Annotated in this window: 10 protein-coding genes and 2 tRNA genes; 1 reads left to right on the plus strand and 11 read right to left on the minus strand. The window is 58.9% G+C overall.

Annotated elements, in window-relative coordinates:
• Positions 1 to 3 precede the first annotated feature (3 nt).
• Together dppB and dppA are read right to left on the minus strand one after the other, a co-directional pair.
• Positions 4 to 1,023: a dipeptide ABC transporter permease DppB gene (gene dppB / locus L1P05_RS16305; protein ID WP_012850190.1), complete on the minus strand. Its 1,020-nt coding sequence runs from the start codon at positions 1,021 to 1,023 to the stop codon at positions 4 to 6.
• Between the two features lie 150 nt (positions 1,024 to 1,173).
• Entirely contained in the window at positions 1,174 to 2,802 is a 1,629-nt protein-coding gene (gene dppA, locus L1P05_RS16310) for a dipeptide ABC transporter periplasmic-binding protein DppA (RefSeq protein WP_012850191.1), read from the minus strand.
• 566 nt (positions 2,803 to 3,368) lie between these two features.
• Here dppA and L1P05_RS16315 point away from each other — a divergent pair.
• Positions 3,369 to 3,863 carry a YbaK/prolyl-tRNA synthetase associated domain-containing protein gene (locus L1P05_RS16315; protein WP_015462499.1) on the plus strand — a complete coding sequence of 165 codons (495 nt, stop codon included), beginning with the start codon at positions 3,369 to 3,371 and terminating at the stop codon, positions 3,861 to 3,863.
• 68 nt (positions 3,864 to 3,931) lie between these two features.
• Here L1P05_RS16315 and L1P05_RS16320 read toward each other — a convergent pair.
• From L1P05_RS16320 to L1P05_RS16360, 9 genes are all read right to left on the minus strand, one after another.
• Positions 3,932 to 4,008, minus strand: a tRNA-Pro gene (locus L1P05_RS16320).
• A 139-nt stretch (positions 4,009 to 4,147) separates the two neighbouring features.
• A tRNA-Pro gene (locus tag L1P05_RS16325) sits at positions 4,148 to 4,224 on the minus strand.
• A 194-nt stretch (positions 4,225 to 4,418) separates the two neighbouring features.
• On the minus strand, positions 4,419 to 5,765 hold the full coding sequence (gene uhpC / locus L1P05_RS16330) for an MFS transporter (RefSeq protein ID WP_012850193.1): 1,347 nt from the start codon (positions 5,763 to 5,765) through the stop codon (positions 4,419 to 4,421).
• A gap of 105 nt (positions 5,766 to 5,870) precedes the next feature.
• The gene (gene uhpB / locus L1P05_RS16335) at positions 5,871 to 7,403 is read right to left on the minus strand and encodes a signal transduction histidine-protein kinase/phosphatase UhpB (RefSeq protein ID WP_012850194.1); all 1,533 of its coding nucleotides are present in this window, start codon (positions 7,401 to 7,403) and stop codon (positions 5,871 to 5,873) included.
• Positions 7,403 to 7,993, minus strand: a complete 591-nt coding sequence (gene uhpA / locus L1P05_RS16340) for a response regulator transcription factor UhpA (RefSeq protein ID WP_012850195.1) — start codon at positions 7,991 to 7,993, stop codon at positions 7,403 to 7,405. Before uhpA ends, uhpB begins: the two co-directional genes overlap by 1 nt.
• A gap of 250 nt (positions 7,994 to 8,243) precedes the next feature.
• On the minus strand, positions 8,244 to 9,800 hold the full coding sequence (locus L1P05_RS16345) for a methyl-accepting chemotaxis protein (protein WP_012850196.1): 1,557 nt from the start codon (positions 9,798 to 9,800) through the stop codon (positions 8,244 to 8,246).
• Positions 9,801 to 10,003: 203 nt separating this feature from the next.
• Entirely contained in the window at positions 10,004 to 10,813 is an 810-nt protein-coding gene (gene proC, locus L1P05_RS16350) for a pyrroline-5-carboxylate reductase (protein WP_012850197.1), read from the minus strand.
• 641 nt (positions 10,814 to 11,454) lie between these two features.
• A complete protein-coding gene (idi, locus tag L1P05_RS16355) occupies positions 11,455 to 11,976 on the minus strand; it encodes an isopentenyl-diphosphate Delta-isomerase (RefSeq protein ID WP_012850198.1) in 522 nt (173 codons plus the stop codon).
• Between the two features lie 281 nt (positions 11,977 to 12,257).
• On the minus strand, positions 12,258 to 13,022 hold the full coding sequence (locus tag L1P05_RS16360; RefSeq protein ID WP_012850199.1) for an AraC family transcriptional regulator: 765 nt from the start codon (positions 13,020 to 13,022) through the stop codon (positions 12,258 to 12,260).
• Positions 13,023 to 13,668 lie beyond the last annotated feature (646 nt).

Here is a 13,668-nt window from a genome sequence, read left to right on the forward strand (position 1 = left end):
CTCCTAGTGTTTATGGCGGATACGCGGGTTAACGATGCCGTACAGCACGTCAACCAGCAGGTTAACCAGAATGATCATACTGGCGACCAGCAGAACGCCGCCCTGCACCACCGGATAGTCGCGGCGCTGCAGACCGTCGATCAGCCAACGCCCCAGCCCCGGCCAAGAGAAGATGGTCTCCGTCAGGATGGCCCCGGCCAGCAGCGTACCGACCTGCAGGCCGATCACCGTCACCACCGGCAGCAGCGCGTTGCGCAGGGCATGCACCACGATCACCCGCAGACGGCTCAGCCCCTTAGCGCGGGCGGTGCGGATATAGTCCTCGCTCAGCACCTCCAGCATCGCCGAGCGGGTCATGCGCACGATCACCGCCAGTGGAATGGTCCCCAGCACGATAGAGGGCAGGATCAGGTGCATCACCGCATCCTTAAAGTCCCCCGGCTCCCCCCACAGCAGGGTGTCGATCAGCATAAAGCCGGTCAACGGGTGGCTATCGTCCAGAAATACCGTGTCGCTGATACGCCCGGAAACCGGCGTCAAATCCAGATTTACCGAGACCAGCATGATCAGCATCATGCCCCACCAGAAAATCGGCATGGAGTAGCCGGTCAGCGCCACGCCGACCGCCGTATGGTCAAAGATCGACCCCCGCTTGACGGCCGCCAGCACCCCGATAGGGATCCCCAGCAGCACCGCGAACAGCATGGCGCAGATCCCCAGCTCCAGCGTCGCCTGAAAGCGCGGCACAAACTCCTGCCACACCGGAGTCCGGCTCTTCAGGGACTGACCGAGGTTGCCGTGCAGCACGTCGTCGATATAGATAAAGTATTGTTGATATAGCGGCTTATCCAGCCCCATCTCAGCCATGATCTGAGCATGACGTTCCGCGGAGATCCCGCGCTCGCCCGCCATGATCATCACCGGATCGCCGGGGATCATGTGCACAAACGCGAATGTCAGCAACGTAATGCCGATAAACGTTGGGATGACCAGCCCCAAACGCCGGAGAATAAACTGCAGCATAACCCGAACTCTCTGTAGTTGGCCGGCACCCACTCGCCGGCCCGCTGCGCTGCGCAAGAGTACGCAGCGCCTGATACCGGAGACCGCCTAGCCTCACGGCCATGCGGCGGTACGGTTCACGAAGCCCCTCACCCTTGAGGGGCGGCAGGATTACTCCAGGGAGACCTGATTGAAGTGATGCTTGCCCAGCGGATCCACGACGTAGCCCTTCACCTCTTTACGCACCGGCTCATAGACGGTGGAGTGGGCGATGATCAGCGCCGGTGCCTGGTCATGCATAATCACCTGCGCCTGGCGATACAGCTCGGCGCGCTTGGCCTGATCCGCCTCGGCGCGCGCTGGCTGAATCACCGCCTCAAACGGCTGATAGCACCAGCGAGAGTAGTTGGAGCCCTGCTTGGCCGCATCGCAGCTGAACAGCGTGGCGAAGAAGTTGTCCGGATCGCCGTTATCGCCGGTCCAGCCCATCATCACCGTCTGGTGTTCGCCGTCTTTCGCGCGCTTGAGGTACTCCCCCCACTCATAGGTCACAATCTTGGCTTTTACGCCGATCTTGTCCCAGTCCGCCTGGATCATCTCGGCCATGCGGCGCGCGTTGGGGTTATAGGGACGCTGCACCGGCATCGCCCACAGGTCGATGCTGAATCCCTCTGCCAAGCCGGCCTCTTTCAGCAGCGCTTTGGCCTTCTCCGGATCGTACGGGTAATCCTTAATCTCGTCGTTATAGCCCCACATGGTCGGCGGTATCAGGTTTTTCGCCGGCTGCCCGGCCTTCTGATAGACGGCCTCAATGATGGCCGGTTTGTTGACCGCCATGGTCAGCGCCTGACGCACCTTGACGTTGTCCAGCGGCTTTTTATCGACGTTAAACGACAGGTAGCCCACGTTGAGCCCCGGCTGCTCCAGCAGGGTAATGTTCTTATCCTGCTTCATGCGCGCCAGATCCGCCGGGTTCGGGTACGGCATCACCTGACACTCATTCTTCTGCAGCTTAGCGTAGCGTACCGAGGCATCCGGCGTAATGGAGAACACCAGGCGGTCAATCTTCGGCTGCGGGCCCCAGTAGTCTTTGTTGGCCTTATAGAGGATCTTCGAATCCTTCTGGTACTGCACCAGCTGGAAGGGACCGGTGCCCAGCGGCTCCAGATCGATCTTCTCCGGGGTGCCCGCCTTCATCATGGCATCGGCATATTCAGCAGACAGGATCGACGCGAAATCCATCGCCAGATCCGCCAGGAACGGCGACTCCGGGTGATTCAGTTCGATGCGCACCGTGCTATCGTTCACCTTTTCGACCTTGGCGATCAGCTCCGGCAGCCCCATCCCCTGAAAGTACTCATAGCTGCCGCCGGAGACCTTGTGGTACGGGTGGTTCGGATCGCGCTGGCGTTCGAAGGAGAACACCACATCATCGGCGTTGAAGTCGCGGGTCGGCTTAAACAGCTTACTGCCCTGCCACTTCACCCCCTTGCGCAGATGGAAGGTATAGGTCTTGCCATCGGGGCTTACCTCCCAGCTCTCCGCCAGCCCGGGCTCGATCTCCGTGCTCCCGTTCTTAAACTCAATCAGGCGGTTATAGATGGGGACCGCGCTGGCGTCATAGGTGGTACCGGAGGTAAACAGCTGCGGGTTAAACCCCTCAGGCGATCCCTCAGAACAGTACACCAGGGTTTTTGCCTGCAAACTGCCGGCGATCGCCAACGCGACCAGGCCGACGCCCCATTTCAGCGCGACGGCGCCTGCGCCACGCCCCGTAGATACGTGATGATTGGAAGACATAACATTGAACTCCATACTGTGATGTTGTGTGACCGGCGGATCTCTGTTTTTTTCTGTACGATCCGTCCGGCGGCGGCCTGAGCGGCCAAGGTGGGTAGACGATATCCCGGCGAGGAACGACTCATCGGGCAGTCCATCAGCGAATAGATGCACAATCCTGAAGCGCTGTTTTCACCTTATACATCCCAATCTCTCAAGTGTTCCGGTTAACGTCAATATGACAAAATACAATTTATCGCCTAATAAATAAGCAATATTTTTGTATAAAAAAGGACAAATAAACCTCACAGATAGGTCGAAATCTGCCCACGGTGAAATTACACCGTGCATTCCACCATGTAACAAAATTTTACCAGTCGATCTCCCTGTCGCCGCCGGCGAAAAAATTTATCTCAAATGTCGAATATATACACAGTTAACCCGGGAAAGTGCCATTAATACAGGGGAAAATTCTGCTGAAAACGGGTGCGCGCGCGCCACAGCGGCCGTTTTTGCGGAAACGGCCTCAGGCGCAGCCGCGCCTTCGCGTTATGATCACAGGCATCATCATCAATGGGAGAAATACGGTGTCACAGGCAACATTTGAACAGCTGCAGCGGCTGCTGGATAGCCAAGGCGCGCGCTATCGCGTCGTTGAACACCCCAGCGCGGGGAAATCAGAAGAGGTGGCCAAAATTCGCGGCACCCAGCTTGGCCAGGGCGCCAAGGCGCTGGTCTGCCACGTCAAGGGGAATGGGATAAAGCAGCATGTGCTGGCGGTGCTGCCCGCCGATCAGCAGGCCGATCTCAGCGCGCTGGCGCGGGGCATCGGCGGCACTCGCGCCTCGTTGGCCAGCCCGGCAGAGGTCAGCGCGCTGACCGACTGCCTCTTTGGCGCGATCCCCCCTTTCAGCCTGCATCCCGACCTGCTGCTGGTCGCCGATCCGCTGCTGTTTACCCGCTTTGAGGAGCTGGCCTTTAACGCCGGCACGCTGGAGCGCTCGCTGATCCTAAACTGCGCCGACTACCGGCGCATCGCCGCGCCGCGCTGCGTCGACTTTATTCGCCGCCAGGAGAGCTAAGGCGCCCCGCGCTCACCCCGGCCACAATGCAAAAAGCCCAGCCATAAAGGCTGGGCTTTTCAGGAATTTGGTCGGCGAGAGAGGATTCGAACCTCCGACCCACACGTCCCGAACGTGTTGCGCTACCAGGCTGCGCTACTCGCCGAATGCGGAGCGCATGTTACTGCTAGCGCTACCCGTCGTCAACACCTTAACGCCCACCGGGGCTCGGCTTTTTTGCGTTTGACTGTAAAGCCCTCGTAACGCAAAAAACCCAGCCGTAAGGGCTGGGTTTCTCAGGAATTTGGTCGGCGAGAGAGGATTCGAACCTCCGACCCACACGTCCCGAACGTGTTGCGCTACCAGGCTGCGCTACTCGCCGAATGCGGAGCGCATGTTACTGCTAGCCTCCCCCGCCGTCAACCCCCTTTTTGCATTACGGCCGCCGTTTGTTGAGAAAACCGACCATCCGACGCTAAATCCATCCCGTTGTCTGCATTTTAGCCACAGTTCCCCGCCTTCAGATAGCAAAAAGCATGGCCGAAGCCATGCCTTTTTTATCGCGTCAAAGCGAACTCAGGCGTTAGCCTGCACCGCCGGCGGCGCTTTGCTATCGGCCTTCTGCGCACGCAGGAACGGCAGCAGAAACAGCGCAGACAGACAGGCGGCCACGGAAATCACGACGAAAAAGCCGTTCCAGTGCCACACTTCCATCACCCGCGCGATCGGATAACCGGAAAGCGCCGCCCCCAGATAGGCGAACAGGCCGACAAAGCCGGTCGCTGCGCCGGCCGCATCCTTATGGGAACACTCGGCGGCGGCCATCCCGATCAGCATCTGCGGGCCAAAGATGAAGAAGCCGATGGAGAAGAAACAGGCGGCCTGCAGCGCATAGCTGCCGCCCGGCATCAGCCACAGCGCGGCCACGGAGAGGAAGATCCCGATAGCGAAGATCAGGTTCATGGGACCACGGTTGCCGCGGAACAGCCTATCGGAACCCCAGCCGGCGACCAGGGAACCGATAAAGCCCCCCACCTCAAACAGCGACAGCGCCGAGTTGGCGGTCATCAGCGAGTAGCCCTTGGTCTGGGTCAGGTACAGGTTACCCCAGTCATTGATCGCGGTACGTACGATATATACCAGTACATAAGAGACGGCCAGCAGCCAGATGTACTTATTTGTCAGCACATAGCGCTTGATGATCTCTTTATTGGAGAGCCCTTTGCCTTCGGACTCCTGCACCAGCTCCAGGGCGTCATTACGCCATTTGCCGACGCTCGGCAGCCCCATCGTGACCGGCTTGTCGCGCAGGCGCCAGCACATCAGCAGCCCCAGAACGATGCCGATAATCCCGGGGATGATCATGCCATAGCGCCAGCTGAAGTGCAGAGAGATAAAGCCGACCAGCAGCGGGATCAGCGCGCCGCCGACGTTATGAGAGGTATTCCAGATGGCCCACCAGCTGCCGCGTTCGGCGCGTGAATACCAGCTGGTCAGGATCTTCGAGCACGGCGGCCAGCCCCAGCCCTGGAAGAAGGCGTTAACCATCCACAGCGCTCCCAGCACCAGCAGCGACGAACTCATCCCGAAGACGATATTGATAATACCGGTCATGATCAGCCCCAGCCCCATAAAATAGCGCGGGTTAGAGCGATCGCTGATCATCCCGGAGATGAACTTGGAGCAGCCATAGGTGATATAGAACAGCGTACCCATGATGCCGATATCGGACATGCTCAGCCCCAGATCGCTGATCATTTCCGGCATGATGAAGTTGAAGCTTTTGCGGGTAAAGTAAAAGGCGGCGTAGCCAACATACATGACCCACATCAGCTGGATGCGCCAGTATTTATAGGCTGCATCAACCTTGGCGCTATCCTGGATCTCGGGCGCGTCGGTGCGGCTTTTCAGAAAAGACCACATGGGGAAATACCTCGTGCGTGAAAACTCATCGTTGTAGCCGCTATGGTGCGTCGCGCGCGCGCGGGATAACTAATACAAATCCCCCGCCGCCGCTAAGAAAATCTCCTAGTTTTCCGCCTCACCGGATAAAACTGCGGGCAGGATCACAGCCAGTCGGGTCCCCTGATGGCTCTCCAGGCGCAGCTCCCCGCCCATGGCGCAGATCCGCTCACGCAGGCCGCGCAGGCCATACCCCGGCGTCAGGCTGAGCGTATCCACCCCGCAGCCGTCATCGCAGATGTTCACGTGCAGCAGGCCACCGTCGTCCTGCCAGCCCTCTACCTCGATATGGCGGGCCCGCGCGTGGCGACAGGCGTTCGTCACCCCCTCCTGACACAGGCGGTACAGCGTAATTTTCAGGGTGTCGTCCAACGCGGCGTCGTCGATATGCCAGCGTAGCTGCGCCGTGGTGCCCTGCTCCGGCGGCGCCAGATCGCGCAGCAGCGCCGAAAGCGCCGCCGACAGCGGCAGATTGCTCAGCGATGCCGGCCACAGCTGCGCCAGCAGATCGTGTACGCCGTCATATACCCGCAGGGCGTGGTTTTCGATGGCCTCGGCGCTGGTCAGCAGACGCGGCTCATCGCTCAGCCGTCGAATGATGCCCGCCTGGGTGCGGATCACCGTAATCGTCTGTCCGACCTCATCGTGCAGCTCACGGGCGATCTCCCGCCGGGTCATCTCCTGCGCCATGACCAGCGAACGGGCCAATGAACGGTTCTCCGCCAGACGCTGCGTCAGCTGACGGTTCAGATCGCGCTGCCGCTCAATCCCGGCGCCCAGCAGCATCCCGGTCAGACTCTGCGCCAGCAGCGACAGCAGCAGATCGCGGTGCGGGGCATCGCCCTGCGGCTCCGTCGCGATCAGCACCACGCCGTTCAGCAGCGTGGCCAACAGCGCCCCCTGCCAGCCATAGCGATACGACATGAAGACGATGGGGATCGCCAGACAGAAAGGGACAAAGCGGCGCAGGTCGGCGTGCTGCGCCAGGTGCTGTAGCCAGAGGCTCAGCGCGAACAGCAGCAGATAGCCGCCGATATGGCGCAGGCGCAGGTTGACCGGGCGATGCAGAATCCCCGGCGTCAGCGGCAGCCAAATCTGCTGCGCCAAATAGTGCCAAATCAGCAGGCAGGTCGGCGCCACCGTCAACCCGCCGCACAGCCCCAGCAGCAGCGCCGGCCCCGGCATGGCGCCGGTCGCCAGCGACCAGGACAGCGCCTGGATCAGCGCCGCCAGCGCCACCAGCGCCCCCTGCTGCAGCGGCCAGCGCCATTCAACCTCTTGCCGCTGCTGGCGCCGCAGCCAGTCTCCCGACGCCCAGGCGAGGGTCATGCACAGCAGCAGTCCCCCCAGGGTTCCCCACAGCCAGCTGCCGCCGCCCAGCTGATGGCTCAAAAACAGCTGCACGGCCACGTCGCCGGCCAGGATACCGGGCCAGTAGCGGCGCGGCGTCTGCAGCAGAATGCCCATCCGCAGACCGAAGGGAAACAGCAGCAGCGCGTCGACGGGCGCCGTCACCAGCGCCGCGCCGATAGCCCACAGGCAAAATCCGGCGATGGTATAGCAGAAGAAGATGGCGATGCTGGAGATCAGACGCTGCATCACTGCCCCAACAGGCGGTGCGCCAGCTCAACGTTGTTGTTTACCCCTAGCTTAACAAACAGGTTGGCGCGGTGGACGTGTACGGTTTTCGGCGACAGGCCGAGGCGTTCGGCCACCTCTCGCACCTCTAGCCCCTGGGCCAGCATCATCGCCACCTCACGCTCGCGGCGAGTCAGGGGATCGATGCGGGTACGCGCCAGCTGCTGGGCAATCTCCGGCATCAGATAGACGCCGCCCTGCGCGACGGTGCGTACCGCGCTGACCAGATCCTCGGGACGGCAGCGTTTAGACAGAAAGCCGCGCGCGCCGCGATCCAGCGCCAGCTCAACCAGCGCCGCGCTGTCGTGCATCGACAGCATGATCACCGCCAGCCCGGAGGGCAGATCGGCCAGCAGATCCAGCCCACTTTCATCAGGCATCGAGATATCACAGATACAGACCTGCACATCCAGCCCCGGCAGGCCGGCCCGCGCCTCTGCCGCCGAGCTGAACTCGCCGACGACCGCCATATCCTCCTCCAGCGCCAGCAGCTGCACGAAGCCGGACCGCACGATATAGTGGTCATCGATAAAGGCAATGCGGTAGGTCATGGCGGGCTCCGGCGGATAACGATAGCGCTCGGATTATACACATACTCGGAGGGGTCCCGTAACGGCGTAGCGCCAGAAACCCATCATCAAGGCGGGAAATGCGGGCCGCTGCGGGCCAGAGGTCAGACACCGTCCGGGTAACGCCAGCGCACGCCCCACAGAGCTGGCAACCAACCCTGCGGCGCGTACCGCGCTAAGGCGGCGATCGTAGGCGGTGAGGCGCACACCTGCCGCCTCACCGCCCTGCAGATTAGGCGAGCTTAAAGCTCTCCATGCTCTGCATCAGCTGCTCGCTTTGAGCCTCCAGCGACGCCGTGGCCGCGGTGGACTCCTCTACCAGCGCCGCGTTTTGCTGCGCCACCTGATCCATCTGGGCGATGGCCTGGTTTACCTGCTCGATACCGCGGGTCTGCTCCTGAGAGGCTCCGGAGATCTCCGACATCAGCGCCGTCACGCGTACCACCTCGGCGGAGATCTTCGCCATGGTTTCCGCCGCCGCGCTGACGCGTCGCTCGCCATCGCTCACCTGCCGCACCGAATCTTCGATCAGCAGCTTAATCTCTTTCGCCGACTGGGCGCTACGCTGTGCCAGGTTGCGCACTTCGCCGGCCACCACGGCAAAGCCGCGCCCCTGCTCACCGGCGCGCGCCGCCTCTACCGCCGCATTGAGCGCCAGGATATTGGTTTGGAAGGCAATACCATCGCTTACGCTGATAATATCGGCGATCTTCTGTGAACTATGGGAGATGCTGCGCATGCCGACGATCGCCTCATTGACGATGCCCGCGCCCTGATTCGCGCTGTCGGAGACGCCGCTCGCCAGCAGATTGGCCTGCTCCGCATTGGCCGCGTTCTGACGCACCGTCGCCGTCAGCTGCTCCATGCTGGCCGCCGTCTCCTCCAGCGATGCCGCCAGCTCTTCGGTACGCTGCGACAGATCGCGGTTACCGGCGCGCAGCTCACGGGCGCCGACGTCAACCTGCTCGCTGGCATCGCGTACCCGGCGTACCGTTCCAGCCAGCGCCTGCTGCATCTGTGTCAGCTGTCGACCCAGCTGGGCTATCTCCGAGCGACCGCTCAGCGCCAGCTGGCGGGCCAAATCCCCGGCGGCGATATGCTCCACCTGCTCATCCAGCTGCGCCAACGGCCGCAGAATGATGCCGCGCAGGGCATACCAGCAGAAGCCACCAACCGCCAACAGCAGTACGCAGGCGGAGATGATCAGGGTCATGGCACGCTGATAATCCCGCTGTGCCTTTTCCAGCGCCTGGCGTCCCAGCGTATCGGCAAACTGCCGAAACTCGCGCAGATCGCGGTCGTACTCCGTGGAATGGCTGCTGACCTGATTCTCCAGCAGGGCGTAGTAAGTATCCAGATTACGCGCCGCCAGGGCCTGAACCATCGGCTGCAGGCCATCCTGGATATAGGCGTTATAGCTCTGCTCAAGGCGAGCGCTCAGACGCTGCCCCTCCACGGTGACTTTTTTCAACGCGGAAAACTGCGCCATGATGTCGTTAGACTCAGTCAGCAGGGCCTCTACCGTCCGGCGACTGCTGTCGGCGTCCGCAATATGCTCCAGCGTCAGCTGACGCGCCGCCACGGCGGCGGCGGAGCGGGCGCGCAGGGTGGCGCTAAAGCCGGTCGACAACGGACCCAGCTCATCGGCCTGCAGCTGATTGACCACCGCCAGAGAGTGATTGCTCTGGCGTAAGAAATAAATTCCCATGCTACTGATAAAGAAAAGCAATAAGGTATAGGTAACGATGATGACAAGCAGTCCGCCACGAACTGTAATTCGTTGATTCATTAATTATTCCCTGTAAATAATACTGCGCCATGATGGGATCATCCCTTGGCCAGGTTTACTGTTAAGTCAGCGTTCGATTTATCGGCCACAGGGACAAAAACTTGAGCCAGATCACACAATAAAACAAATCAGCGGCGTATAGGCAGGGGAAAGGGGATATGCGGCGCTGCCGCAGCGGGGCAGCGCCAGAGAAGTCACGCCGCTCAGCGGCGACTCATCGCCTCCGACTTCGCGATACAGCGGGAGATGGCCTCGATCACCGACGCACGCATGCCGTTCTCCTCCAGCGCGGCCACCGCCTCAATGGTCGTGCCGCCCGGCGAACACACCATATCCTTCAGCTCCGCCGGATGCGTACCGGTTTCCAACACCATTTTTGCCGCGCCCATCACCGCCTGGGCCGCAAACTGATAGGCCTGTGCCCGCGGCATCCCGGCACGAACCGCCGCATCGGCCATCGCCTCAATAAACATGAACACATAGGCCGGTGACGATCCGCTCACCCCGACCACGGCGTGGATCAGCGACTCCGGCACGACCTCCGCCCGCCCAAAGCTGCGGAACAGGGCGACGATCCGAGCGCACTCTTCGGCGCTGACTCGCCCGTTCGGGGTGATGGATGACATGCCGGCATTGACCAGCGAGGGCGTGTTGGGCATGACCCGAATCACCTTCTGCTGCGCCGGTAGACCTTCCTGGAGCGTCTCGAGCGTCACGCCGGCCGCAATAGAGACGACGATAGTCTCGGCCCGCAGACGCCCTTTAATCTCCTCCAGCAGCGCCCGCATCCCATTGGGCTTGACGCCCAGCACCACAATATCCACCGCGGCGGCCAACGCCGCTGCTCCGTCGGCCGCGCCGACGCCATATTCATCGACAATCGCCCTGACGCTGTCAGCGGTTCGGTTATACACCAGAATATCCTGCGGCCGCGCAAACTGACTGGCCAACAGCCCCCCCAGGATGGCCCGGCCCATGTTGCCGCAGCCAATAAATCCGATTTTCTGCTCCACATAACCTCCAGCCCAGTATGCATCATTAAGATGGGAGCGCCTGATACAGCAGGCACCCGGGTTTCAGCCTACCACCAAGCGCCGTGGAAAAATATGCCAGCCGATCTCCCTCGCACGCATATCGCGCGCGCATAAATACTGGAAAATACGCCGCCTAGCGTAGGCTAAAAATAATATTGTCAAATAATACGGCGATACATATCTTCATCCCAGGCTATGCAAATATAGCGCTGCTCATTTTTTAACGGGCTAAGGCTGTATTGGGAATAATAGGATGCGCGCGGGTACGCTTATAGCAGCGCGGAATACCCATCGGGACGAGAAGAGAAACTATCCTCCATTGAATCTCTGTGTCGCCATCCAGGGTGCAGCATAGCAAGCGCAGAATGCAGAATAATGAAGGGGACGCCCCCGAGGGGACGATATGGTATGAATAGCTTTATCGTCCTGCCGGAGGAGAACCGGCGCTACGGCGGATCCGCGCGTCGTGGTCAGTGCGCCAGCCGGTGGCTCCGTACCTCGGCCTTGCCTCGGCATTAGCGGTACTGTCAGGATAATTCGTAACCTGACGCCCTCTTTCTGCCAAAGGCCGAGCGATCCAATAAGGGCAGCGGTATTGCTCCCCCGCCCACCGCGAAGGCTCAGCGCGGATGCGCCGCAACATGCTGTAAAACCGGCGTCAGGCATGCCCGGAACCACGGCGTATAGTAGTCTGGCTGCTGCGCCATATGCCGTAGGATTGCCGTCGGCTCACGAAACGCAAAGGCGTCCGCCTCAGCCAAATTCAGCTGGGGCATCCCATCACTCTGACCGATAAAAACGTGGGTTAGCTCATGCTCCGTCAATCCCTGCCCGACATCAACTCGGTAGCGCAGCGTCAATCCTGGGGTCAGATCGCACTGCATCCCCATCTCCTCCTGCAGTCGGCGCCCCGCCGCGCGCTCGACCGATTCACCCGGCAGCGGATGGCTGCAGCAGGTATTGCTCCACTGCCCACCGGCATGGTACTTATCGGCGGCGCGACGCTGCAGCAGCAGCTCGCCGCGCGCATTGAAGATATAGACAGACAGCGCGCGGTGCAGACACCCCTGACGGTGCGCCGCCAGCTTTTCCATATGCCCTTGCACGACGTCATGCTCATCGACCAGAACAACCTCAATCACCCCATTCTCTCCCAAACACGCCCTAGAAACCGGACGACACGCCAAGCCCGCGTGAGCGCTCGCCGTCCGAGCATGGCTACCATACCCGATCGCGTCCAGGCTTTTTAGCCCCCGAAAACACTTTAGCCATAAAAATCTGATTTACAGCGGTCACTATGCGCGCTCGCATCGCCCCACGCAGGCTGAAGAGGATAAAAGCAAAGGAGACGGCGGATAAGCGGGAGAAAGGGACGACATCCTTGTCGGCGGCGTCGTGCTAAAGGGATAGCGCGACAGGACAGCTATGACAGCATCGTGCCATCCCGGTAACGGTGTACATAGTTCAGCGGGGTCACGCCATAATACTCTTTGAATACGGAAATAAAGTAAGAGGTACTGCTATAGCCGCACAGCGTCGAGACCTGAGAAATATTCTTATTAAAAACCAACAGCTGCTCCACTGCATAGCGCATACGGCAATCGGTCACGATTTTACTGTAGCTGGTCTGCTCATTTTTTAATTTTTTCTTCAAAGAGCTTGGACTCAGACACAGGCAGCTGGCGACCGTCGTCAAGCTCCATGTCTTATGAATATCACTCTGAATGATATTGTATACATTCGCGCTAATGTTATTGCGAACCATCCGCATTAAAAATGGAATGAAGCTTCTATTATTAAGAAAAATGGATAGAGCGGCAAACGTCAGCGAACGCTTACGCTCAAACTCGATTTCATCCGCCTCCCGCATTACCGAGTGGCAGGCAGCCTCACGAAATACATAGGGCGTACGGCAAGGCTCTATCATATAAGGCGGAAACCCACGCGACACCGGCGTATAGTGGGTAAGGTCTTTTTTTAAAAAATGCAGATAGTCTTTTATTAGATCGCGGGAAATATAGAGAATAAGAGAGGAGTCAAGCGTAGAAAAATCAATTGAGTCATTTTCAATGGAGACTAGCATCAGATTATTTGCAGTAAACTTGACGATATCTCCTTCGCAAAATCTAACGTCTGTATCTTTCTCTGTTAAAACTATCGCACAACACTCATCACAGCAAAGTTTCATAGCAGAACATCCTACATAAATGTAAAAATGCCTTATCAAAGCCAAATCCTAACGATTGAATAAGGCATAAACAGAGGTCTAAATCTGACATCCAATGCCGAAACAAAATACCGAATCATGCCGCGATTTCAATACGGCGCGCACAATATCAATGTATCATTATCTTTACGCTATTATATAAATAGAGACATTTCTATCGAAAAATGAACTTTTTCCGCTAAAAAGCCTATTTTTTAAGAACGATTATTTATATAGAAATGAAAAAAGCGCGGAGATAACCCCGCGCAATCATTACTTTGCTATTATAGTGCTACGATGTCTTTGCTACATTATCGTCAGCGAAATACCGACAATAATCCTTTATTACGCAGGAACAACGGTAAACGTCCGTCATCTGCCGATGATCATCGCGATGCCGCACGTCGGACGATGATCATGGCTCCCGCGCGAAAATGGCATGGCATAATATTATTCATCGATAACTCATATCAGAAAAAAAAGTGACGTGACGAAACCATATTATGTGTTACTTCTTTTATTATCATTCAGGCACAGCGCTAATGCAATGCCATGCCTCAGCGCATGCTCAGTAGAAGATGAGATATATCAATGCATTATGCGGAAAAGATGGCTAATTAACGATTAG

Origin of the sequence: Edwardsiella piscicida (assembly GCF_021733145.1) — a bacterium.
GTDB lineage: Bacteria > Pseudomonadota > Gammaproteobacteria > Enterobacterales > Enterobacteriaceae > Edwardsiella > Edwardsiella piscicida.